Below are 22,158 nucleotides of genomic sequence, written 5' to 3'. Positions count from 1 at the left end.
ATTATGTTACAAAATTATGTCTAAAAAATTGAGTGTGTAGTTAAATTTGTAGTAATGATAATAGAGGGAAATGAGGAAAACGAATGATAAATCTAATTGCAACAGATATGGATGGTACATTATTAAATGCGGCACATGAAATTTCAGAGGAAAATATTCAAGCCATTAAATATGCACAATCATTAGGTATTACAGTTGTTATAGCGACTGGTAGAGCGTTTTATGAAGCGAATACGCCTGTGAACCAGACGGATTTAAAGGTGCCATATATTTGTTTGAATGGCGCGGAAGTTAGAGACGAATCATTTAATATAATGAGTACATCTAATTTAAACCGTGAATTGATAAACAGAATTACTGAAGAATTAAATCATGAGGATGTTTATTATCAAGTTTACACAAACTTGGGTATTTATACTGAAAATCCCCAAAGAGATTTAGATATTTATATTGATATTGCAGAGCGAGCTGGGCAAACTGCTGATGTTGAAAAGATTAAGCAAGGCATACAAAAACGTATTGATAACGGTACGTTAAAGGTAGTAGAGAATTATGACAAGATTGAAAAAACACCGGGTGAAATTGTCATGAAAATATTAGCGTTCGATAGTGATTTATCTAAAATTGAACGTGTCAGTCGTAAATTAGCTGAATCAGGTAGTTTGGCTGTTTCTTCATCTTCAAGAGGCAATATTGAAATTACACACTCTGATGCACAAAAAGGAATTGCTTTGGAGACTATTGCAGAGCGTCTCAACATCGATATGCAGAACGTAATGGCTATTGGTGACAATTTAAATGATGTGTCAATGTTAGAACGTGTTGGCTATCCAGTAGCTATGGATAATGCAACAGAAGAAGTTAAACAAGTGGCTAAATATGTAACAGAAACAAATGAACAAAGTGGTGTAGGTAAAGCCATTATGAAATTAATACAAGAAAATAACGAGAAATAATATAGAGGTGAATGAATCAATGAAAGGTTTAATTATTGTAGGAAGTGCAAAAATAGGTTCTCATACTACAGCTTTAGCTCATTTTTTAAAGGGACATTTCGAAGAACATGATTTTGAAGCAGAAATATTCGATTTAGCTGAGCGTCCAATCCATCAATTAGACGTATCAGGTGCATCAAATCCAAGTGAAGACTATAAACAGAATTTACAAGACTTACAAAGTAAGGCAAGAGAAGCAGACTTTTTCGTCTTAGGTACTCCGAACTATCATGGTTCATATTCAGGTATCTTAAAGAATGCATTAGATCACTTAACTATGGATGACTTTAAGATGAAACCTGTTGGATTAATTGGTAATAGTGGCGGTATCGTAAGTTCTGAACCATTGTCACATTTAAGACTAATCGTACGTACATTATTGGGAATTGCAGTACCTACTCAAATCGCAACACATGATACAGATTATAATAAATTAGATAATGGTACACTTTATTTAGATAATAGTGAATTCCAATTAAGATCTAAATTATTCGTTGATCAAATTATTTCATTTGTTAAAAATAGTCCATACGAACATTTAAAATAAATCATACGAATTGATGACTTATTTAATGTATCGATAGATGACGAGCAAGCATAAATGTGCTAAGTGACACGTATTAACGAAAATAATTAAAAACACTTCCGTTAAATACATTTTAAGACAATGTATCGCAGCGGAAGTGTTTTTTTGATGAAAATAATTGTAGTTTTAAATTATAGTTATCAAGATGATGAGTATGTTTAGTAATGATGATTGTACATCGTTGATTTTTAATTATCTTCAAGTATGGACTGCACGATATAGTGGTATTGTTCGAGTGTCTGTTTAATTTTAGTTAAATTAATGTCATTTAATATAATCAGTCGCTCATCTGAATCATTACGGACTTTTGTTAAATATCCAGAGTTGATTAAATTATTCAATTGTACTGAGAAGGGCATATTACGATTGAATAAGATTTGCTTTAATTCTGTGGAATCTAGTTGTGTTTTATTTAACTGATATAACTTGTCTAAAATAATGATATCTGCGAATGTAAGTTGAAGATTTTGTTTAATAATTTTTTTGATAAGTTTTCTTCTTTCTTCGTAATTAATGAAATTCATATTCAACACCTCAATATTAAAATAGTTATATTGCTATGTATGATGCAATGAAGTTATATTTATCTATCAGTTACAGGGCGAACAATTTCATGAGGGGAACAGTGATGAAATCTTTGGAAATGAGCAATGTAATCTTGATGTGATTTGAAATTGTACTTTTCCCAAAGTTGTTCTGAAGGGCATCCTCTAGATAATTCGCATGTCGAGGCATGTATTTTACAGCCTAAAATATACTCAGAGAGTGGGCAGGACATAAATGTTGAAAATTCACGTGATAGGTAACTATAGTTTAAGTAATAGCGTTGTGCAAACCAAAGACAACTATGTTTATCAGTTGAACATTGATTAATGTGCTTGACGATTGCTTCAATAATAGCACTATTGGAAGTTGTAACATCGGCAGCTTTATGATGTACATCTACATGGAAAATATACTGAATCAATTGGTTCAAAGCAGTTTGAATCATCGTTGAATGATGTGTAATTTTAGCAGTTACAACTGTATTGAATTGTTGCTCAATTGTATTAGGTGACGGTGGAGATTGCTTGACGATTTGTTCTAAGCTCAAATTACGAGTTATTTCATGGTAATAGAAATTGTTAAAAGTCAAACGCACTAATGTGCCAGTAAAGTCAATTAACTTAAAATTGTCGTAATCATGGACCCAAAATAATTCTTTCTCCTGATATTTTATTAAACAAGTGTCGTTTAAAATAGTTAAATTGCCATCTAATAAATAATAAATATTTACAAAATATAGTGTACGCAAATCTTTATTTGGTAGTTCTTTGTTATTGAAATAATGTATTTGAAAGTCAATTTCTGAAATCTTATACTCACTCCTATTTATAAATATTCCGGAATTAGATTAGTTAAATTTTAATATGGAAGACGTATAATGAACATCGAAAAAATTTAAAAAGTGACACATGTTTTTTTAATATTTAATGTTAATATGCTACGGTTTGTAGCAATATTTAAACAGAATTTGTAAAAAAATTGACTTATCAAGCAATAAGGGGAGAGAATTGTTAAAAATCGAGGTGCTGTTTATTCAAAGTTAATGATTTTTAGTAATTATAGTCGGTATCGGTATGGATTGAATAAATGTTAACAATCCTATATAGAGGTAGTTGAACCGGTATGGTTTGCATAAATATTTCGTTAATACATAATGTGTGTGTTGATCGATGTCATATCACTTAAATTAAAGGAATAAAAAAACACTTCCGTATACATGCTCAGCTAATGAGTGTAACGAAAGTGTCGCTTTATATTTGGCCTGTAAACTGTGTCGATTATTTAACGAGTTAATATAGTGATTATGTGTCATTTATTTATGACACATATGAATTAAAGCGTGATAACAGATTACTTTCTATATTTAAGCTTTGCAAATGCATCGTGTTGATGAATTGATTCTTCATTACGACATTCAATATCAAAGCCATCTAACCAATCAAAACCAACTAAATCTGCTGCGATAAGACGAATTAAATCTTCTACAAAGCGAGGATTTTCATAAGCGCGTTCGGTAACGCTTTTTTCGTCAGGACGTTTCAAGATTGGATAGAGAATTGAACTCGCATTTGCTTCCATTGCATCTAAGATTACATCTTTGAAATCGTCATTTAATACGACATCTTTATTTAGATACGCTTTTACAGTAACAATACCTCTTTGGTTGTGAGCTGAGTATTCACTGATTTCCTTTGAGCAAGGGCAAAGTGTTGTCACTGCAGCTTCAATCGTAATTTCTTTACGTGTAACGTCCTTTTCATCAATAGCGATACCATACGTTACATCAGCATGACCTACAGCTTTAATTTGTGTAACTGGGCTATAACGGTCGAAGAACCATTTTGCAGAAACATCTAATCCGGCTGAAGATTGATTCATGCTTTCTTGTAAGCTACGTAATACATGATATAAAGTATCAAAATTCAACTCAATACCATTGTGATAATGCTTTTCCACACTTTCCAATATACGGCTCATGTTAATGCCTTTTTCATCTTGGTTTAAGCTTGTTGAAAAGCTGAAGTTTCCAGCAGTTTGGAAACGGTCCACGTGAACGGGATAAACTAAATTCTTAATGCCTACTTCTTCTATTTCAAACAAGAAATCTTTATGCGTACTTTGTAAGTCTTTCATTTTTTCTTTAACGGTTGGTTTAGTACCTTCGACAGGATCGACAGAACCAAAGTGTTTCCATCGACCCTCTCTCGTTGATAAGTCAAATTCAGTCATGCTCTTTCCTCCACTTAAGATTCAAAGTTATAAGTCCAATAAGGTTCTACTTCTAAGAAGCTCTTTACTTGTCCAGAAACATCAGGTGTTGCAAGTTGCTCTAAGAATGGACCTGTTTGTGATGCGTGTGCTTCAAATGCGCGTAGTTTTACCTCTTTATAATCACTGATCTCATTTAGAATGTCAGGTTCACCAAGTTTTTCTTTTGCGTCATTGCTAAATGCTACGAGTTGTAAGCGTGGTCGATCTTCTTTTGCCATTCGACCTACAGTTCTAACTACCGCTTCTGCAGTAGCTTCATGGTCTGGATGTACAGCAAATTTAGGATAGAATGAGATGATTACGGATGGTTGCAATTCATCTATTAAAGATTTTACCATGGCATCCATCTCATCGTGTGGTTCGAATTCCACTGTTTTATCGCGTAATCCCATTTTTCGTAAATCGGTAATCCCAATTGCTGCCATTGCATTTTCTAATTCTTTTTCCCTAATATGTGGTAATGATTCTCGTGTTGCAAAAGGTGGATTCCCTAAGTTACGCCCCATTTGTCCTAATGTCAAGCATGCGTAAGTAACTGGGATGCCATTGTCTATATAACGTGCTAGTGTCCCAGCAGATGAGAACGATTCATCATCTGGATGTGGGAAGATTACTAATACGTGGCTTTCCTCTGTCATGATTCGCCCTCCTTAAACTTCAAATGGTTGTGTACTAATTTCTAATGCAGCAGCGAGTTGTCCTTCATAGTTAAAGCCTGCTAATAGAAATTCACCATTGTCATTTACTTCATAATGCGTTAATCCTTGAACATAAACCCAACCGTTGTTAACGAGCTTTAATCCAACTCTGTATGGATCCTTTTCTCCGCCTTTAAGTTGTGCATGTTCATAAGTTACTTGTATATTACGTAAAAATGTTCCTGCGTTAAATACACGTTGATCGAAATGTGCAGCATAAGCACCGTTCGTTGTTTCTACATGTATATATACTGGTTTATTTTCATATGATGAAAGTAGCGTCTGTACTTTTTCAACATTAATTTCTTCCAAAATTTTGCCTCCTTGCCATTAGAAACGGACATTACAAAATTCAATTATAGTCATTGCGTATTGCAAAATAATTTAGAATTTAGAAGTATATCTTCTAGTGTAAACGGACTTGTATACATTTTCTACTAGTAATGTGAATTTTATCTATAACAATCCTACTTTATTAATGATTATCTTCCTATTTTACTAAAAACAGTAACAGAAATGTAACTCTCTGCTCAATTATTCGCAAAGAATTTTAAATTTTTAATAATAATCTGTGAAAAAGAGCTTATTCTGTTAAAAATCAACAATATTCTATAGTATAGGAATCGACAAGTGCTTCTTAATTTGTTGCAGAATGATATAGCATTTTAATGGAGGGAATTGGTATGAAAATTACAAATTTAGGTACACGTTCATATGCATCATTTTACGTAGCGTGTGAATTATATAAACAAATGAGTCAACATCCCCACAGTAAACTTGGTTTAGCAACGGGAGGGACAATGGTTCAAATTTATCAATATTTAGTCGATTTATTACACAAGAATCAATTAGACGTTTCGCAGATTGAAACATTTAATTTGGATGAATATGTCGGACTAGATGCTAAACATAAAGAAAGTTATCACACTTACATGAGGGAGCAATTATTTAGTCGATATCCTCACTTCGATGCGTCATTGATCCATATTCCACAAGGAAATGCATCCGATTTAACAATAGAAGCGACAAGGTATGAAACTTTGATAAATCAACAAGGGCCAATTGATATTCAAATCCTAGGCATAGGAGAGAATGGCCATATTGGATTTAATGAACCAGGAACAGATATTAACAGTCCAACACATATTGTCAATCTAACAGAAAGTACTATACAAGCTAATAGTCGATTCTTTGCCGATGAGTCTGAAGTACCTAAACAAGCAATTTCGATGGGTTTAGCAACGATTCTCAAGGCTAAGAGAATTATTCTAATTGCTTTTGGTGAGAAAAAAAGGGCAGCCATTGAGGCATTAACTAACAATGAAGTAGACCCAGAGGTACCAGCAACCATCTTACATGCACATCCTAATGTAGAAATATATGTAGATGATGATTCAGCACCGAGAATTGAGTCGGTCGTTTAATAGAAATAACTAAGGGTAAACAAATGATGTGTAAAGTTAGATAATTAATGTTTAAATGTAATGTGTAAGTAGATAAACACATTTATTACAATAGAAGGGATGATTATATTGGAATTACAACTAGCAATTGATTTATTAAATAAAGAGGATGCTGCAGAATTAGCAAATAAAGTTAAAGATCATGTGGATATCGTAGAAATTGGTACTCCTATTGTAATTAACGAAGGTTTACCAGCTGTAAAACATTTAAGCGATAATATTGATGGTGTGAAAGTTCTAGCTGACTTAAAAATAATGGATGCTGCGGATTATGAAGTGAGCCAAGCTGTTAAATATGGTGCAGATGTAGTTACAATTCTTGGTGTAGCTGAAGACGCTTCAATAAAAGCAGCTGTTGAGGAAGCACACAAACATGGTAAACAATTATTAGTAGATATGATTGCAGTACAAGATTTACAAAAACGTGCGAAAGAACTTGATGCATTAGGTGCAGATTATATCGCTGTCCATACTGGTTATGATTTACAAGCAGAAGGTGTTTCTCCGTTAGATAGTTTACGTCAAGTTAAATCAGTAATTAGCAATTCAAAAGTAGCTGTAGCAGGTGGAATTAAGCCAGAAACAATAAAAGATATCGTGGCTGAAGAGCCTGACCTAATTATTGTTGGTGGCGGCATTGCAAATGCTGATGATCCTGTTGAAGCTGCAAAACAATGTAAAGCGGCTATTGAAGGAAAATAATGATGACTGAAATTACAAACTACCGTTTAATACTTGATGAACTTGATAACACATTATCGCATGTGAAAGATAGTGAAGCGGAGACATTTTTAAAGCAAATCATTAAAGCAGAACAGGTATTTGTATCTGGAAAAGGTCGTTCAGGGTTTGTAGCGAATAGCTTTGCAATGAGATTAAATCAATTGGGTAAGGTAGCGCATGTTGTTGGTGAGTCAACGACACCTTCTATTACTAACAAAGATATATTCGTTATTATTTCAGGTTCTGGTTCTACAGAACATTTAAGATTATTAGCGGATAAAGCGAAATCTGTCGGTGCAGAAGTTGTGTTATTAACAACAAAACCATCATCTCCAATTGGTGACTTAGCAAATGCGATTATTGAACTTCCAGCAGGTACAAAGTATGATGCAGAAGGTTCAGCACAACCTTTAGGAAGTTTATTTGAACAAGCGGCACAAATTTTCTTAGACAGTATTGTCTTAGACTTAATGAGTGCATTGAAAGTTGACGAAGAAACAATGCAACAAAATCATGCAAACTTAGAATAAGTTACAAGTGTAATATTGTATTGTAGTAATGACTTATATGTTATTTAAATAAGAAGAGATAGGTGACGCTAAATCATCGACGATTAAGTTGGTGGTTTAGCGTTATTTTTTATGCAAGGTGTATTTACTCGCTATAAATGGGAAACTACACCACTTTTGTAGCAAAATCCTTGAATATATTGTTGTTTCAATAATGAATTGCTAGTGTTGAGTTTGAAAATAGGGATTAATATGTCATCGGTCACCCTATTTGTGTTTTTTTCAAAAGCATAAAGTGACTATAAAATGTTAATATATAAAATATAAAAGTTTACAAAGCGGGTGAATATGATGCAATTACTAAACAAGATAGCAGAATATGCTGAACAACAAGGATCGCAGATTGCCCTTGATTTTGATGGAAAGCAATTAACATATGCACAATTACAAGCTGAAATTAATCGAGCAAGACAGCCAATTTCAAAGTTGGAGTCAAATAATATTGTGGCATTAACGATGCAACAACCTCTATTACTGATTGTTAACTATCTAGCTGTTTTAAGTGAAGGTAATATACCATGCGTATGTGATTTTCGATGGACGAATAAACAATGTAAGGAGATATTAGCTCATTATCAAATTCCATATGTCATGGATGATAAATTAACTGTTATTACTACGGGTTATTCACAACCAGATACATATGATAATACGGAGTTACAGTTATTACATATTGGTTTTACATCTGGTACGACAGGTTTACCAAAGGCATATTATAGAGATGAACCATCTTGGATAAATTCTTATGTAGAAAATGAAAAACTACTAACAACAACAATATCGACAATACTAGCGCCTGGTCCCTTATCTCACTCATTATCGCTATATGCATGTATTTATGCATTATATAGTGGGAGAACATTTATAGGACAGCAAACATTTAGTGCAGCATTATTTATAGATCAAATTACAGCAGTACAACAGCAAGTTGCTCTATTTTTAGTGCCTACGATGTTAATTGCATGCCTCACAGGTCATCAGCAACTAAATGGGCAACATTTTATATTTAGTAGTGGAGATAAATTAGCACCACACATTAGGGAAAAAGTGTCACTCATGTTTCCTCAGGCAATTGTTGTAGAATTTTTCGGAACATCTGAAGCGAGTTTTATTAGTTACAATTACAATAATCAGGCGCCTACTAACTCGGTAGGTAAATTATTTGATAATGTATTTGTACGTTTCGATAACCAAGATCATGATCAGATTGGCACACTTAATATTAATAGTAATATGGTGTTTAGTGGATACGTAGATCAAGGGTTTCAACAAGATGAATGGATTCGCACTGGAGACTTTGCATCTATGGATGATGCGGGCTATCTCTATTTACATGGTCGAGAACATGACCGTTTGATTATTGGTGGTAGGAATGTCTATCCATCTGAAGTTGAGGAAGCAATTAAAGGTACGGGATGGTTTGATGAAGTGTTAGTTATTGGACAAGCACATCCTAAATTTGGAGAGATAGCTATTCTATTGTACAAAGCCCCAACATCAATAGACTACATTGACTTAAAGTGCTACTTATCACAGCAAATTCCAAGATATCAGATTCCATCAAAATTAATCAGAGTTGAACAATTTGAATATACTGCTAGTGGGAAGATAGCACGTCATAAGATGAAACAATGGTATAGAGAGAGTGGGGATAAGGAATGAGAGAACCAGTTATTGTCGCAGCTAAACGAACAGCATTTGGAAAGTACGGGGGACAATTACGCCATTTGGAACCAGAGCAGTTGTTAGCCCCTTTATTCAATTATTTTAAACAAACTTACCCAATTATTATGGAAAAAATAGATGATGTAGTGCTAGGTAATGTTGTCGGAAATGGCGGTAATATTGCACGTAAGGCTTTGTTAGAAGCTCATTTAAGTGATGAAATTCCTGGACTTACAATCGATAGGCAATGTGGCTCAGGATTAGAGTCTGTCATTCACGCTTGTCGTATGATTCAAGCGGGTGCAGGTGATATTTATATTGCCGGAGGTGTGGAAAGTGTTAGTCGCTCGCCATGGAAGATTAAACGTCCGCAGTCGGTCTATGATACACAGCTTCCGGAATTTTTTGAGCGCGCATCATTTGCTCCTGAGCATATCGATCCATCGATGATTGAAGCGGCAGAAAATGTTGCCAAATTATATGCAGTGTCTCGCGAGCAACAGGATGCATTTGCATGGCAAAGTCATCAAAAAGTAATACAAGCTTACACTGATGGCATTATACCAAATGAAATAATTCCTTTGAAAATTAGAGGTCAACAATTTGATGAAGATGAAAGTATCAAGCCTAACTTAACAGAACATACTTTAAATCGCTTTAAGCCATTATTAGAACATGGAACGGTTACAGTTGGAAATAGTTGTATGAAAAATGATGGAGCAGCATTACTTATAGTTATGGAACGTGAATTAGCAAAAAATCATGGATTTGATCAAGGTTTGCTATTTAAACATAGCAAGACTAAGGGTGTTTCACCTGAAGTTTTAGGCATAGGTCCAATACCGGCAGTTACAAGTTTATTAACTGATGCAGAATTCACAATGGCTGATATCGATGCTGTAGAGTTAAATGAAGCCTTTGCCTCTCAAGTCATCGCAAGTCAACACGCTCTAAAAATACCAGATGATAAATTGAATATATATGGAGGTGCGCTAGCAATGGGGCATCCCTATGGTGCGAGTGGCGCAGCAATAGTTACACGTTTATTTTATATGAATAACAAACAACGAACGATTGCGACAATGGGCATTGGAGGTGGAATGGGGAATGCAGTCTTATTTGAACGATGGAGAGGAAACGTTAGAGATTAACTTTTCTCAAGAGGAAGTTGTTCAATATTATAGCTTTTTCAAACAACCCATAAACAATATAGTACCACCTTTGCAATGTGCACGAATTTGGCCAAAGTTTAAAATGTTTCATAAATTTGAGCAAGAAACTTTGTTATTACAAGAAACAATAATTGAACAATTTGAAGATATCTATGTTGGAAATCAATATACAGCAAAATTAACAATGATAAAGCAAAGAAAAATCAAACAATTCATCCAATATATTTACAAGTTAGAAATGAATAAAGATTCTAAAAAGTGTATTAATATTACCCAAATTTTTTTGAGAAAGGTGACGTAATGATTCAAATAGCAAAAAATGAAGTGTTAGATTATTTGCAACTTGTTCATGATAAAAATCCAATTCATCAACAAGTTGTGCCAGGTCAAATGGTGGTGGAAATAGCGAAATTAAGCCTTAATATTTCATGGACAAATTATAAAATTAAATATGTTGAACCTGTTGAAATAAATGAATCCATCCAGTTTGAACTTGCTGAAGTAGGTCATGTCATTGTTTCAAATTCGGATAAAAGGGTAAAAATCCACATCCTTAAAATTTAAAGGTATGTATATAAATTGTATGTAGTTAAAAAAGTGGTTTTCAAAAATTGTAAAATTCTTCTGTCTTGTTTTTTGATTTATTGCAAAATGAATAAAAATAAAAAATAGGAAATTAGAGAATTGTATTCAATTTGACAAAATAGATTAACTACGTATAATAATATAACATGTTAAGGGGAGTGACATGTTCATGGATTATGATAAGGATTTTGATAAAAGTAACATAAATAAGGTAGATCCTAAAGCAGCCAAAAAAACCGTATTTGCCACTGGTGTTGGTAATGCGATGGAGTGGTTTGACTTTGGTTTGTATTCTTATTTAGCAGTTATAATCGGACAAAACTTTTTCAGTTCGGTAGAAAATGATCAACTCAAAACTATTTTTACCTTTGCAACGTTTGCAATTGCATTTTTACTTAGACCTGTTGGTGGTATCATCTTTGGTATTATCGGGGATAAGTATGGTAGAAAGGTAGTATTAACAACCACGATTATCATGATGGCATTTTCAACATTGTTAATCGGATTATTACCTACATATGATCAAATTGGTGTTTGGGCACCTATACTACTGTTATTTGGTAGGGTGTTACAAGGATTTTCAACTGGTGGAGAATATGCAGGTGCGATGGTGTACGTAGCGGAATCTTCACCTGATAATAAAAGAAATACACTTGGTTGTGGACTAGAAATTGGTACTTTATCTGGTTACATAGCAGCTTCGGTTTTAAGTGGTTTATTATTCTTCTTCTTAGATGATCAACAAATGGCATCTTGGGGTTGGAGAATTCCATTTATACTTGGACTATTCTTAGGTATCTTTGGTTTCTATTTAAGAAGACGATTAGAAGAGTCACCGGTATATGAAAATGATGTTGCGACACAACCGAAAAGAGACAACATTCGTTTCTTTACAATCTTAAGATATTACTATAAAGATATTCTTGTTTGTTTTGTAGCAGTTGCATTCTTCAACTGTACTAACTATATGGTAACTTCATATATGCCTTCATATTTACAAGAAATAATTAAACTTGATAGCACAACTGTTTCATTTTTAATTACGATTGTAATGGCGATTATGATTCCATTAGCGTTAATGTTTGGTAGAGTTGCCGATAAGATTGGTGAAAAGAAAGTATTCTTAATTGGATTAATCGGAACAGCATTGTTTAGTGTTGTATCGTTCTCATTCTTCCAATCTAAATCATTAGTATTGATTATCATCGGTATCTTTATTCTAGGTTTCTTCTTATCTACGTATGAAGCGACGATGCCTGGTTCTTTACCAACAATGTTCTATACACATATTAGATATAGAACTTTAGCTGTAACGTTTAACGTATCTGTATCATTATTTGGTGGTACAACGCCATTAATCGCTTCTTCATTAGTAGCGAAAACGGGAGATCCATTATCTCCAGCTTATTATTTAGCAGCAATAAGTGTCGTTGGAATAATTGTAATTTCATTATTACATGTAAGTACGGCAGGTAAATCATTAAAAGGTTCTTATCCAAACGTACAAAATGATAAAGAATATGAATATTATGCCAACAACCCAGAAAAAGCATTATGGTGGGCTAAAGACAAACGTGTTTAATTACAAGAATTAAAATAGTATTCGAATAATATATACTTTTAATTGTTTCATGTCTAGGACATTGAAATATTAAGAATGAAAAAATAAGTACATGGAATATCGCACTATACTGAATAAAAGAGATTCTGGATTGTAAATTTCAGAACTATAGCACTCAGATAAATTCATCCAATTTATCTGAGTGTTTTTCTATTCTCTACTATGTTTTATGAGCTTGATTTCTTAGAAATGGCTTTCTAATTTAAGTAGATATGTGTGGTATGGATGTCAGACCGAAAGGAATAGAATGACCGATTCTCTTTCGATTGTAAGCGGAAATGTGTATGATACATACTTTGGTAAATCGAGTTATTTGAAGTATAAGGTGTCGAACTTAACGAATATTTATTTAAATTAACTAAAGAGCAAAAAACAAGGAGGTTGTCATATGACAACCTCCTTGTTCTATTGGCATAACATGTGTTAACGACAATACTTCGAGCTGCTCTCCAAGTGACAAAGGGGACAATCTTTGGTCGAATGGGTGTTATGCCAATTAGGGTGAGTGTTTTTAGGAATGTTTTATGCAAAGTAGACTAAAGGGGACAACTTTAATCATACTTTTGAGTTTTAACTTCATATTTTTTTGGGGTAGTTATTTATGTTCTTCTGAATTTGTTCATCGAGCTTTATCTGTTTAGTCTTTGATGTTCGTTCAATCATGTGATTAATAGCTTAATTTCATACTATCAACATCACCTTCAAGTAGAGAGAGTAACTTATATAATTCGTTTTTACTAAAGTTCTCATCAAATTTAACAGTTATCGATTTAAAGGTCTTGGTGATAATTTCATAAATTGGGTTTCCATTTTCGATTGTCTGTTTGTAGATAATCATGTTGTAATTCCCTCCTTTGTCTCTCTACACTTAATATAGTAATATAATACGTTATATTTATCATGAGTCTGTAGTATCAACTTTAATTCAGACTATTGTCGTACTAGAATGTTAAGTTCATGTTAACTATATTTAAGGTATGTCAGACACTAACATTGATGGCATTTATGCAGGGATTTAAAATGATGAATTTAGTGTCTATGGGAAAAAATTAGCATGAGTTCCTTCTATATAATAATGCAGCCATGAGTTGAAGAAAAAATGGACACAAACAAAAAAGGTAATTGCATAGCGAGTATGCAACTACCTTTGAGAGATTGTATATCGTTCTAAAGCGACTTTAAACTTCGGTTACATCGATATCAATATGTTCGATACGGTTATAAGCACCATGATCTACAGGTCCGACGAATTCATTCATCTTCCAACCATGTTTAATTGCAGATGCTACAAATGCTTTAGCAGCGATAACTGCTTCACGAGGTGATTTGCCATTTGCTAAATAAGCAGTTGTTGCTGCAGCAAAAGTACAACCAGCCCCATGATTGTAACTTTGTTGGAACATATCTGTAGATAATTGATAGAATTTATCGCCATCAAAGTATAAATCATAAGATTTATCTTGATCTAAAGCCTTACCACCTTTGATGATAACGTGTTGTGCTCCGTGGTCATGAATAATTTTAGCTGCTTCTTTCATGTCCTCGATTGAAGTCAATGTACCTAAGTTGGCTAATTGACCCGCTTCAAATAAGTTTGGTGTCACTACAGTTGCCTTTGGTAACAAGTACTTAATCATTGCATCTGTATTCCCAGGATTTAGTACTTCATTTTCCCCTTTACAAACCATAACTGGATCTACGACAAAATAGTCAGCACCTGATTCAACAAATGCTTCACCGGCACGTTTGATAATTTCTTCAGTTCCTAACATCCCTGTTTTGACTGCATCAGGTCCAATAGAGATAGCAGTTGCAAGTTGCTTTTCAAATACATCAAATGGCAATGGTGTAACATCATGAGACCATGTTTTTGTATCCATAGTCACGATAGAAGTCAACGCCACCATGCCATAAGTATCTAACTCTTGAAATGTTTTCAAGTCTGCTTGCATACCTGCACCAGCACTTGTATCAGAACCAGCAATTGTTAGTGTTTTCTTTAAAGCCATTGAAGTTCACTCCCTATATTTTTATATGATAATATCATACCACGATTGTCGACTATTCTAAATAATGAGAATTTATATAATCTATGGATTGTTTAAATGAGTTTAATAGATGTAGTAGTAACGTAGAAGTTTGCTATATGTTAATATATACAATGAGGTGATTCACTATATGGAATGGTCCGATATATTTCATGAAATTACGACAAAACACGACTTTCAAGCGATGCATGATTTTTTGGAAAATGAATATACGACACAAATCGTTTATCCAGATAGAAAAGACATATACCAAGCCTTTGATTTAACACCTTTTGAGCGAGTAAAGGTAGTTATTTTAGGTCAAGATCCTTATCATGGACCAAATCAAGCACACGGGTTAGCTTTTTCAGTACAACCCAATGCTAAATTTCCACCATCGTTGAGAAATATGTATAAAGAATTAGAAGATGACATTGGCTGCCACAGAAACTCTCCGCACTTACAAGATTGGGCGAGAGAGGGTGTATTATTATTAAACACGGTATTAACAGTTCGCCAAGGCGAAGCGCATTCACATAAAGATATTGGTTGGGAAGTATTTACGGATGAAGTAATAGCTGCAGTATCTCACTATTTATCGAACGTAGTATTCGTATTGTGGGGGAAACCTGCACAACAAAAGATCAAACTAATTGATACAGAGAAACATCATGTAATCACAGCGCCCCATCCGAGCCCATTATCAGCATATAGAGGATTCTTTGGTTCGAAACCATATTCACAAGTGAACGCATATCTTGAGTCACATGGAATTAGTCCAGTTAACTGGTGTGAAGGTGAGGAATAATATATGGAAAAGGAAAAAGTAATTCAACTTATTGAACAAGAGCTTGTGCAAGCTGATGAAGCGAGTAGTAAAGTTGAATTTGAAAAACATATCTATGCAATACGTACATTGACAGAACTTGTAACAAGTGATTCGAACAATGTATCATTCTATGAGCAACGACAGGTATTATCTAAATCTGCACATTCACAAGGATTATCACAATCAAATACATCGGTAACAACGAATCAACCGAAGAGCGATGAAATATCAATGGCTGAGTTGAAGGCGATGGGTGGTCATGTACCATCAAAGCAACAAACGACGACAAGTGATAACGCTGTGTCAGGAAATCGAATGGTTACTGATGATGAATTAGGTAATGGCGAATCTATTTTTGACTTTTAATATAGAAGGGATATAGCAAACATGATGAAATTATTTATTATATTAGGTGCTTTAAATGCGATGATGGCAGTTGGTACGGGGGCATTTGGAGCCCATGGATTGGAAAACAAATTGTCAGCTAAATATATGTCAGTTTGGGAGAAGGCTACAACGTATCAAATGTATCATGGTTTAGGATTATTAGCGATTGGTATTATTAGTGGTACGACTTCAATTAACGTTAATTGGGCTGGTTGGTTGATGTTCTTCGGTATTGTATTTTTCAGTGGCTCATTATATATATTAGCATTGACGCAAATACGTATATTAGGTGCAATTACTCCAATTGGTGGCGTATTGTTTATAGTAGGTTGGTTAATGTTAATTATTGCAACAGTTAAATTATAATTGTTTAAGAATTCATCTTGTGGTTAAATACATTCCATGAGGTGAATTTTATTTATGGATAAAAAAGATGTGCAAGTAGATAGAGGGGACTTAAAGCAGAACTTGTCTGAAAAATTTGTTTGGGCAATTGCTTACGGTTCTTGTATAGGTTGGGGTGCATTTATCCTACCAGGAGATTGGATTGCTAAATCTGGTCCTGTGTCTAGTGCGATTGGTTTAGTCATTGGTGCCTTACTAATGATACTTATTGCAGTTAGTTATGGTGCTTTAGTAGAACGATTTCCTGTTTCTGGTGGTGCATTTGCCTTTAGTTTTTTAGGATTTGGTAGATATGTTAGTTTCTTCTCATCATGGTTCTTAACCTTTGGTTATATCTGTGTTGTTGCCTTAAATGCGACAGCCTTTAGCTTATTAATTAAGTTCCTATTGCCTGATGTATTGAAAACGGGCAAGCTTTATACGGTAGCTGGATGGGATGTTTACATAACTGAAATTATTATTGCATCACTATTATTAATTGTGTTTATGTTTATAGCTATTGTAGGTGCTAGCGTATCAGGTTCGCTACAATATTATTTCTGTGTCGCAATGGTTATCACAATTTTATTATTATTCTTCGGCTCTTTCTTTGGCAATAACTTTTCATTAGAGAATTTACAGCCACTTACTAACGAGCATTCAGGGTGGTTAACATCGATTGTTGCAATCGTAGCAGTTGCGCCATGGGCATATGTAGGATTTGACAACATACCACAGACGGCTGAAGAATTTAATTTCTCTCCAAACAAGACATTTAAATTAATTGTCTATAGCTTGTTAGCTGCCGCAATCACTTATGTTGTAATGATTTTCTTTACTGGATGGTTAAGTACATCAAGTAAAAGTTTAAACGGTAATTTATGGTTAACAGGTGCAGTAACACAAGAGGCCTTTGGTTATATTGGCTTAGCAATACTTGCAATCGCCATTATAATGGGAATCTTTACTGGACTTAATGGATTCTTAATGAGTTCAAGTCGATTGCTATTCTCAATGGGACGTGCAGGTATCATGCCAACTGTGTTTAGTAAACTGCATCCACGTTTTAAAACACCATATGTAGCAATTATCTTTTTAGTAACAATTACTTTAATTGCACCATGGCTGGGTAGAACAGCTTTAACATGGATTGTAGATATGTCTTCAACAGGTGTTTCTATAGCATATTTTATAACTTGTTTATCAGCTGCTAAGTTATTTAGCTATAACAAAGCGAGCAATACTTATGGGCCAATTTACAAGACCTTTGCTATTTTAGGAACGATTGTTTCATTTATATTCTTATGCTTATTATTGATTCCAGGCTCACCGGCATCGTTATCGATACCTTCATATATTGCTTTAGCCGGTTGGTTGGTCATTGGTTTGATTTTCTTCTTTGTCCGTTATCCTAAATTGAAACAGATGGATAATGACAAATTGAGTCAACTTATTTTAAATCGAACTGAAGACGAGTTGGTAGATTTAATTAATGAAAATAAGTCAACTAAAGTAAATCAATAATATTTTTTAGTTATAATAAATGCAAATTACATTATTTTATTTGTCTTTTTGGCGAAACATAAAAATCCTTACATCATATTGATTGATGTAAGGATTTTTATGTTTGAGGTATATGATATGATATATTGTTAGTAAGCTAATGGTGATTGTTTATGTAGAGTAGAAAAGGAGTGATATCATGGATAAGTCAGAACAGTTATTAAATGATATCAAGGAAGTATATGATAAGATCGTGTGGCTTAATAAACCTGTAATGGAAGAACATTTAAAGGGTTATACACCAACTGAAGTGCATTGTATTGATGCGATTGATAAGTTGAATAAGCCTAATGTAAGTAAATTATCGAAAAAGCTTTTTATGACTCGTGGAGCGATTAGTAAATTGACTAAAAAATTAATCGACAAAGGTGCTATAGAAAGTTTTAGAGAAACACAGAACAAAAAAGAAATTTATTTTCAATTAACTGATAAAGGACAAGAAGTGGCTGTGCTTCATGCATCATTACATAATAAATTTAGAGAACGTGATAAACCAGTATTTGATACCGTAACTGATGAAGCGTATGATGTAATGTTAGATTTTTTAAGTAAGTATAATGCGCATTTAACGAAAGAAATAAACGACAGAAATTAATAAACTAAGGTCATGAACTCAATTGAACAATGATTGAGTTCATTTTATTTACATTTATTGTTGACGAGGAAACAAAATAGAGGTATATTGTTTCCTGAGAAACAATAAGGAGGTTGCAGGATGACGCAATCATTAAAGAAGATACCACGACATATGATGTTAATGGCTTGGTTGATCGTATTAGGTGCCATTGCACCAATGCTTGATGCTACTATGATAAACATTGCTATTTCAGACTTAACACACGACTTTAATGCAACGCTCAAGACTATACAATGGGGTATTACTGGCTATACACTCGCAATTGGAATAGCGGTACCTATTGCAGGATGGTTAATGAATCAATTTAATAGTAAGTGGATTTATATATATGCATTAATTGTATTTGCTGTGATGTCATTATGTGTGGCATTAAGTGGGACGGTACAACTATTTATTCTATTTAGAGTATTCCAAGGATTAAGCGGAGGCATTATTTCTACCTTAATGATGACACTTTTAGTGAAAGTTACTGATCAATCCTATTTAAACAGAATCATTGCAATAGTAACGACACCAATGATTTTAGGGCCTATGTTAGGTCCAATATTAGGAGGTATGATTGTTGAATATGCAAACTGGCAGTGGATTTTTTATATTAATGTATATATTATGGTCGTCATTGTGCCCATTTTAATTTATTTTTTGCCTAACTTTGAACCTTTTAATAAAGAAAAAGGGTTTGATAAGATAGGCATATTATTATTAACATTGATTTGTTTGTCTACTATGTTATGTATAACACAAGCAACAAGCCAGCAAAGTTTAATCAACCGAGTGACTATTATATTTGCACTAATAACTATCATACTGATATGGAGTTATGGTTATTACAATAAAGTTAGAAATTATCAGACCATTTTACCTACAACTTTGTTTAAAAAACGTAATTTTTTAAGCTCGACAATGGGTTTATTTATTGCTAATTGTGCCATTTTAGGTCCGATGATCATATTTCCATTATTTATTGCCAATTTAAATGATTATAATACAGTTGGTATTTCTATTGCATTGATTCCACAAGGATTAGGTATGTTAATTGCTAGACCGTTTATTGGTATTTTAGCTGATAAATATGGAGTTAAAGTAATTTTAATGATTAGCCTGGTTTGTTCTATTGTGTCTACGATTCCGTTTGTTGTTATGTCTGTAAACACACCGATAATTTATTTTGAAGTGGCATTATTCATTCGCGGATTATGTGTAGGCGGTATTATGTTGCCCTTTACAACAAATGCTTACCAAGGTTTGGAGGATCACCAGTTATCTGAAGCAGGTGTAGGTATTAGTATGATTGAGAATGTGGGCGCGAGCTTCGGAGCTGCCATCCTATCAACATTAGTAAGTAGTATGTCTCAACTATTGCAAAATCAATTACAAGCATTTCATGTTGCTTTCTTCGTAACATTTGTACTATTCCTATTGCTCTTTATACCGACATGGATGATTGAAGGTGTAAAAGAGAACAGCAACACATAATGTAAAAACATATACTGTAAATAAATCTTGAAAAATAACCCATAAATGAAAATAAACGCATTTATGGGTCGTAGAATAAATAATATTTTTATAGTTGGTTTGCTTTATTGATAAGGCGTTGTACCCTTGCTATTTGACTAGTATTTTTATCGTAGCTGTCTTGCCAAAATAGCTATTGAAAAATTATGATTTTATATAAAAAGAGAATTATTCCAACAAGACATAGTTTTCTATTATTGAAATTGGAAATTATAGTTCAAACATTTATAGGTTAATAACTATTATATAATCTGGCACATGTGAGCGATGAACGCTATTTAGAAAGCGAGTATAAGTATTAAGGTTTACGGTGGCGACTGAGTTTGTATTTGTCAGATAATATCAGTTTAAAGAAGTGATCTGCAAATAATAAACCAAGTGCAATGGCACCAGCGATTAACGTAACTTCTAACATCGTATTGATGGCTTTACTAAATTCTAATAATACAAGGTTTTTCGTTGCATCGAATGCCAAGCCTCCTGGAACGAGAGGGATGATACCAGGAATCATAAAGAGAATCACTGGTTCCTTTTTAACTCGTGCCATAATATGACTGAGAATTCCTAAGACTAAGCTGCCGAAGAAACTAGAATAAATAGTATGTAATTCAAAGGTTTCATAGAATAATGTGTAAATCATCCAACCACTTGCACCAACGAAGCCGACCGTGTTATACAAGCGCTTCGGTACATCGAAAATGACTCCAAAAAACAATGAAGCAGTATAGCTAAATACTAAATTTAATATCCAAAACATAGACATTACTCCTAAAAAATTATGAGAATCGTACCAACACCCGCGCCGATACCAAATGCAGTGACCAGTGCTTCAAGTGATTTGGTCGTAAACATTAACATATGTCCACCAAATAAATCTTGAATTGCATTGGTTATCAATACACCTGGAACGATTGGCATCACAGCAGCAATTATGATTGTTGCACCGGAACCACCGGGGAATAATTCACGTCCTATAACGGTTATTAATCCAATAACCATAGCACCAGCAAATTCTGGAATAAATTGTGCTTGTAATTTACGATCTAACACTTCAACCACTAAATAGCCAAAAGCACCTGCAACCAGTGCTGTAATTACATCGACAAAGTGGCCTCCTTGTAAATATAAGAAACTTACCGATATGATAGCGGCAGCGATAAATTTGAACAGCAAATCATGGTTAATGCTTTGTGATGTACGAATTTTACCTAGTGCTTGATAAGCATCTTCAGCTGATATATCGCCACTGGCTAAACGTCTAGAAATTCTATTGGTTTCAGATATTCTATGTAAATTTGTATCTCTTGTTTTTATCCTGAAAATTCTTGGATAGGTTTCATCATGTAGCATAAAATTTATAACAGTATTTGTGACGAAACTATTACTTTCGGTATAACCAAGTGTATGAGCAATATAGGTCATTGTATCTTCGACACGAGATCCCTCAGCGCCAGACTCAAGCAATATTCTACCAGCCAAGACGATAATATCTTTGGCCAGCTTTTCATCATAACTGTCAATAGTTTGAGAATAATTTGTCATTAGATCACCAGTAAGTAAGATTTTGTAATTGTGCGATGTTTAATTCCTAAATAGCTTGGAAATAAAAATTACTAAGATTACGTTTATTCTAACACGATATCTATGTTAAATAAGCATAAATTTATGCTTGTTTAGTTTATAAAATTTAGAGCTATTATATTTAGCGCAACTCTAGAAAGTCAAATATGTTTCAATTATTGCAAATAGGTTAATATAATATTAGTTAACTGTTACAACTTGATGTTGAGTAGCGACAATCTCACAGTTTGTTTAGCAGTTAATAATTAAATTAAGTAGTGATTAAAGTTCTCCCAAACACACTACACAAAACAGGCTAGGGTGAGTATCCTAGTAAAAAGAGAGCCCATTGAACTGAATGT

General features: G+C 33.7%; 25 protein-coding genes. 16 read left to right on the top strand and 9 right to left on the bottom strand.

Translation table 11 applies throughout. The features are described from left to right. The first annotated feature begins 83 nt into the window (after positions 1 to 83). Together ACF91D_RS07965 and ACF91D_RS07960 are read left to right on the top strand one after the other, a co-directional pair. Positions 84 to 956, top strand: a complete 873-nt coding sequence (locus ACF91D_RS07965) for a Cof-type HAD-IIB family hydrolase (protein WP_107527299.1) — start codon at positions 84 to 86, stop codon at positions 954 to 956. Between the two features lie 19 nt (positions 957 to 975). After that, positions 976 to 1,542, top strand: coding sequence for an NADPH-dependent FMN reductase (locus ACF91D_RS07960; RefSeq protein WP_042738047.1), 567 nt, complete (start codon positions 976 to 978; stop codon positions 1,540 to 1,542). A gap of 227 nt (positions 1,543 to 1,769) precedes the next feature. Here ACF91D_RS07960 and ACF91D_RS07955 read toward each other — a convergent pair whose 3' ends face one another. From ACF91D_RS07955 to ACF91D_RS07935, 5 genes are all read right to left on the bottom strand, one after another. Further along, positions 1,770 to 2,105: a transcriptional regulator, SarA/Rot family gene (locus tag ACF91D_RS07955; protein WP_107512761.1), complete on the bottom strand. Its 336-nt coding sequence runs from the start codon at positions 2,103 to 2,105 to the stop codon at positions 1,770 to 1,772. A gap of 59 nt (positions 2,106 to 2,164) precedes the next feature. Then, a complete protein-coding gene (locus tag ACF91D_RS07950; protein ID WP_133170336.1) occupies positions 2,165 to 2,674 on the bottom strand; it encodes a helix-turn-helix transcriptional regulator in 510 nt (169 codons plus the stop codon). Between the two features lie 803 nt (positions 2,675 to 3,477). After that, entirely contained in the window at positions 3,478 to 4,356 is an 879-nt protein-coding gene (folE2, locus tag ACF91D_RS07945; RefSeq protein ID WP_107527641.1) for a GTP cyclohydrolase FolE2, read from the bottom strand. A gap of 14 nt (positions 4,357 to 4,370) precedes the next feature. Further along, a complete protein-coding gene (bshB2, locus tag ACF91D_RS07940) occupies positions 4,371 to 5,036 on the bottom strand; it encodes a bacillithiol biosynthesis deacetylase BshB2 (RefSeq protein WP_107527642.1) in 666 nt (221 codons plus the stop codon). 12 nt (positions 5,037 to 5,048) lie between these two features. Beyond that, positions 5,049 to 5,408, bottom strand: a complete 360-nt coding sequence (locus ACF91D_RS07935) for a YojF family protein (RefSeq protein ID WP_107527643.1) — start codon at positions 5,406 to 5,408, stop codon at positions 5,049 to 5,051. 371 nt (positions 5,409 to 5,779) lie between these two features. On the opposite strand from ACF91D_RS07935, the gene nagB reads away from it, so the two are divergent. From nagB to ACF91D_RS07895, 8 genes are all read left to right on the top strand, one after another. Continuing rightward, positions 5,780 to 6,520 (top strand): glucosamine-6-phosphate deaminase, encoded by a 741-nt coding sequence (nagB, locus tag ACF91D_RS07930; RefSeq protein WP_107527644.1) that lies wholly within the window; start codon positions 5,780 to 5,782, stop codon positions 6,518 to 6,520. A 108-nt stretch (positions 6,521 to 6,628) separates the two neighbouring features. After that, the gene (hxlA, locus tag ACF91D_RS07925) at positions 6,629 to 7,261 is read left to right on the top strand and encodes a 3-hexulose-6-phosphate synthase (protein WP_107527645.1); all 633 of its coding nucleotides are present in this window, start codon (positions 6,629 to 6,631) and stop codon (positions 7,259 to 7,261) included. A 2-nt stretch (positions 7,262 to 7,263) separates the two neighbouring features. Then, positions 7,264 to 7,812 carry a 6-phospho-3-hexuloisomerase gene (gene hxlB, locus ACF91D_RS07920; protein WP_107527649.1) on the top strand — a complete coding sequence of 183 codons (549 nt, stop codon included), beginning with the start codon at positions 7,264 to 7,266 and terminating at the stop codon, positions 7,810 to 7,812. A gap of 327 nt (positions 7,813 to 8,139) precedes the next feature. Next, entirely contained in the window at positions 8,140 to 9,513 is a 1,374-nt protein-coding gene (locus ACF91D_RS07915) for an AMP-binding protein (protein WP_241958657.1), read from the top strand. Further along, complete coding sequence (locus ACF91D_RS07910; RefSeq protein ID WP_107527647.1) at positions 9,510 to 10,667, top strand: thiolase family protein; 1,158 nt, start codon at positions 9,510 to 9,512, stop codon at positions 10,665 to 10,667. Before ACF91D_RS07915 ends, ACF91D_RS07910 begins: the two co-directional genes overlap by 4 nt. Continuing rightward, complete coding sequence (locus ACF91D_RS07905) at positions 10,624 to 10,989, top strand: hypothetical protein (RefSeq protein WP_107527648.1); 366 nt, start codon at positions 10,624 to 10,626, stop codon at positions 10,987 to 10,989. The genes ACF91D_RS07910 and ACF91D_RS07905 overlap by 44 nt, the downstream gene beginning before the upstream one ends. Then, entirely contained in the window at positions 10,989 to 11,252 is a 264-nt protein-coding gene (locus ACF91D_RS07900) for a hypothetical protein (protein WP_119624527.1), read from the top strand. The genes ACF91D_RS07905 and ACF91D_RS07900 overlap by 1 nt, the downstream gene beginning before the upstream one ends. Positions 11,253 to 11,442: 190 nt before the next feature. After that, positions 11,443 to 12,855 (top strand): MFS transporter, encoded by a 1,413-nt coding sequence (locus ACF91D_RS07895; RefSeq protein ID WP_107527370.1) that lies wholly within the window; start codon positions 11,443 to 11,445, stop codon positions 12,853 to 12,855. A 706-nt stretch (positions 12,856 to 13,561) separates the two neighbouring features. Here the strand turns inward: ACF91D_RS07895 and vraX are convergent. After that, positions 13,562 to 13,732 carry a C1q-binding complement inhibitor VraX gene (gene vraX / locus ACF91D_RS07890; protein WP_042738061.1) on the bottom strand — a complete coding sequence of 57 codons (171 nt, stop codon included), beginning with the start codon at positions 13,730 to 13,732 and terminating at the stop codon, positions 13,562 to 13,564. Between the two features lie 340 nt (positions 13,733 to 14,072). Continuing rightward, positions 14,073 to 14,903 carry a bifunctional hydroxymethylpyrimidine kinase/phosphomethylpyrimidine kinase gene (gene thiD / locus ACF91D_RS07885; RefSeq protein ID WP_042738062.1) on the bottom strand — a complete coding sequence of 277 codons (831 nt, stop codon included), beginning with the start codon at positions 14,901 to 14,903 and terminating at the stop codon, positions 14,073 to 14,075. A gap of 169 nt (positions 14,904 to 15,072) precedes the next feature. Between thiD and ACF91D_RS07880 the strand changes: the two genes are divergently transcribed. The 6 genes from ACF91D_RS07880 to ACF91D_RS07855 all read left to right on the top strand — a co-directional run bounded on the left by ACF91D_RS07880 (position 15,073) and on the right by ACF91D_RS07855 (position 20,197). Next, complete coding sequence (locus ACF91D_RS07880; RefSeq protein WP_107527371.1) at positions 15,073 to 15,729, top strand: uracil-DNA glycosylase; 657 nt, start codon at positions 15,073 to 15,075, stop codon at positions 15,727 to 15,729. 3 nt (positions 15,730 to 15,732) lie between these two features. Next, complete coding sequence (locus ACF91D_RS07875; RefSeq protein ID WP_107527372.1) at positions 15,733 to 16,116, top strand: DUF5327 family protein; 384 nt, start codon at positions 15,733 to 15,735, stop codon at positions 16,114 to 16,116. A 24-nt stretch (positions 16,117 to 16,140) separates the two neighbouring features. Continuing rightward, positions 16,141 to 16,503, top strand: coding sequence for a DUF423 domain-containing protein (locus tag ACF91D_RS07870; protein ID WP_107512341.1), 363 nt, complete (start codon positions 16,141 to 16,143; stop codon positions 16,501 to 16,503). Positions 16,504 to 16,557: 54 nt separating this feature from the next. Then, the gene (locus ACF91D_RS07865) at positions 16,558 to 18,045 is read left to right on the top strand and encodes an APC family permease (RefSeq protein ID WP_107527373.1); all 1,488 of its coding nucleotides are present in this window, start codon (positions 16,558 to 16,560) and stop codon (positions 18,043 to 18,045) included. A gap of 178 nt (positions 18,046 to 18,223) precedes the next feature. Further along, positions 18,224 to 18,679 carry a MarR family transcriptional regulator gene (locus tag ACF91D_RS07860; RefSeq protein WP_107527374.1) on the top strand — a complete coding sequence of 152 codons (456 nt, stop codon included), beginning with the start codon at positions 18,224 to 18,226 and terminating at the stop codon, positions 18,677 to 18,679. A gap of 120 nt (positions 18,680 to 18,799) precedes the next feature. Next, positions 18,800 to 20,197: a DHA2 family efflux MFS transporter permease subunit gene (locus ACF91D_RS07855; RefSeq protein WP_107527375.1), complete on the top strand. Its 1,398-nt coding sequence runs from the start codon at positions 18,800 to 18,802 to the stop codon at positions 20,195 to 20,197. Between the two features lie 337 nt (positions 20,198 to 20,534). On the opposite strand, the gene ACF91D_RS07850 is transcribed toward ACF91D_RS07855, so the two are convergent. Both ACF91D_RS07850 and ACF91D_RS07845 read right to left on the bottom strand, forming a co-directional pair. Beyond that, on the bottom strand, positions 20,535 to 20,993 hold the full coding sequence (locus ACF91D_RS07850) for a threonine/serine exporter family protein (protein ID WP_042738069.1): 459 nt from the start codon (positions 20,991 to 20,993) through the stop codon (positions 20,535 to 20,537). An 11-nt stretch (positions 20,994 to 21,004) separates the two neighbouring features. After that, entirely contained in the window at positions 21,005 to 21,778 is a 774-nt protein-coding gene (locus ACF91D_RS07845; RefSeq protein WP_107512329.1) for a threonine/serine exporter family protein, read from the bottom strand. Positions 21,779 to 22,158 lie beyond the last annotated feature (380 nt).

The sequence above is a fragment of the Staphylococcus sp. 231237_7MaSpsaltlick genome (assembly GCF_043107035.1).
This window is presented reverse-complemented; position numbering and strand designations above follow the sequence as displayed.

What these genes read in the sequence shown, in the direction of transcription:
- ACF91D_RS07965 (WP_107527299.1), top strand. Translation starts at nt 84, where the DNA reads ATGATAAATCTAATTGCAACAGATATGGATGGTACATTATTAAATGCG.
- ACF91D_RS07960 (WP_042738047.1), top strand. Translation starts at nt 976, where the DNA reads ATGAAAGGTTTAATTATTGTAGGAAGTGCAAAAATAGGTTCTCATACT.
- ACF91D_RS07955 (WP_107512761.1), bottom strand. Translation starts at nt 2,105, where the DNA reads ATGAATTTCATTAATTACGAAGAAAGAAGAAAACTTATCAAAAAAATT.
- folE2 (WP_107527641.1), bottom strand. Translation starts at nt 4,356, where the DNA reads ATGACTGAATTTGACTTATCAACGAGAGAGGGTCGATGGAAACACTTT.
- bshB2 (WP_107527642.1), bottom strand. Translation starts at nt 5,036, where the DNA reads ATGACAGAGGAAAGCCACGTATTAGTAATCTTCCCACATCCAGATGAT.
- nagB (WP_107527644.1), top strand. Translation starts at nt 5,780, where the DNA reads ATGAAAATTACAAATTTAGGTACACGTTCATATGCATCATTTTACGTA.
- hxlB (WP_107527649.1), top strand. Translation starts at nt 7,264, where the DNA reads ATGACTGAAATTACAAACTACCGTTTAATACTTGATGAACTTGATAAC.
- ACF91D_RS07915 (WP_241958657.1), top strand. Translation starts at nt 8,140, where the DNA reads ATGATGCAATTACTAAACAAGATAGCAGAATATGCTGAACAACAAGGA.
- ACF91D_RS07910 (WP_107527647.1), top strand. Translation starts at nt 9,510, where the DNA reads ATGAGAGAACCAGTTATTGTCGCAGCTAAACGAACAGCATTTGGAAAG.
- ACF91D_RS07905 (WP_107527648.1), top strand. Translation starts at nt 10,624, where the DNA reads ATGCAGTCTTATTTGAACGATGGAGAGGAAACGTTAGAGATTAACTTT.
- ACF91D_RS07900 (WP_119624527.1), top strand. Translation starts at nt 10,989, where the DNA reads ATGATTCAAATAGCAAAAAATGAAGTGTTAGATTATTTGCAACTTGTT.
- ACF91D_RS07895 (WP_107527370.1), top strand. Translation starts at nt 11,443, where the DNA reads ATGGATTATGATAAGGATTTTGATAAAAGTAACATAAATAAGGTAGAT.
- vraX (WP_042738061.1), bottom strand. Translation starts at nt 13,732, where the DNA reads ATGATTATCTACAAACAGACAATCGAAAATGGAAACCCAATTTATGAA.
- thiD (WP_042738062.1), bottom strand. Translation starts at nt 14,903, where the DNA reads ATGGCTTTAAAGAAAACACTAACAATTGCTGGTTCTGATACAAGTGCT.
- ACF91D_RS07880 (WP_107527371.1), top strand. Translation starts at nt 15,073, where the DNA reads ATGGAATGGTCCGATATATTTCATGAAATTACGACAAAACACGACTTT.
- ACF91D_RS07875 (WP_107527372.1), top strand. Translation starts at nt 15,733, where the DNA reads ATGGAAAAGGAAAAAGTAATTCAACTTATTGAACAAGAGCTTGTGCAA.
- ACF91D_RS07870 (WP_107512341.1), top strand. Translation starts at nt 16,141, where the DNA reads ATGAAATTATTTATTATATTAGGTGCTTTAAATGCGATGATGGCAGTT.
- ACF91D_RS07865 (WP_107527373.1), top strand. Translation starts at nt 16,558, where the DNA reads ATGGATAAAAAAGATGTGCAAGTAGATAGAGGGGACTTAAAGCAGAAC.
- ACF91D_RS07860 (WP_107527374.1), top strand. Translation starts at nt 18,224, where the DNA reads ATGGATAAGTCAGAACAGTTATTAAATGATATCAAGGAAGTATATGAT.
- ACF91D_RS07855 (WP_107527375.1), top strand. Translation starts at nt 18,800, where the DNA reads ATGACGCAATCATTAAAGAAGATACCACGACATATGATGTTAATGGCT.
- ACF91D_RS07850 (WP_042738069.1), bottom strand. Translation starts at nt 20,993, where the DNA reads ATGTTTTGGATATTAAATTTAGTATTTAGCTATACTGCTTCATTGTTT.
- ACF91D_RS07845 (WP_107512329.1), bottom strand. Translation starts at nt 21,778, where the DNA reads ATGACAAATTATTCTCAAACTATTGACAGTTATGATGAAAAGCTGGCC.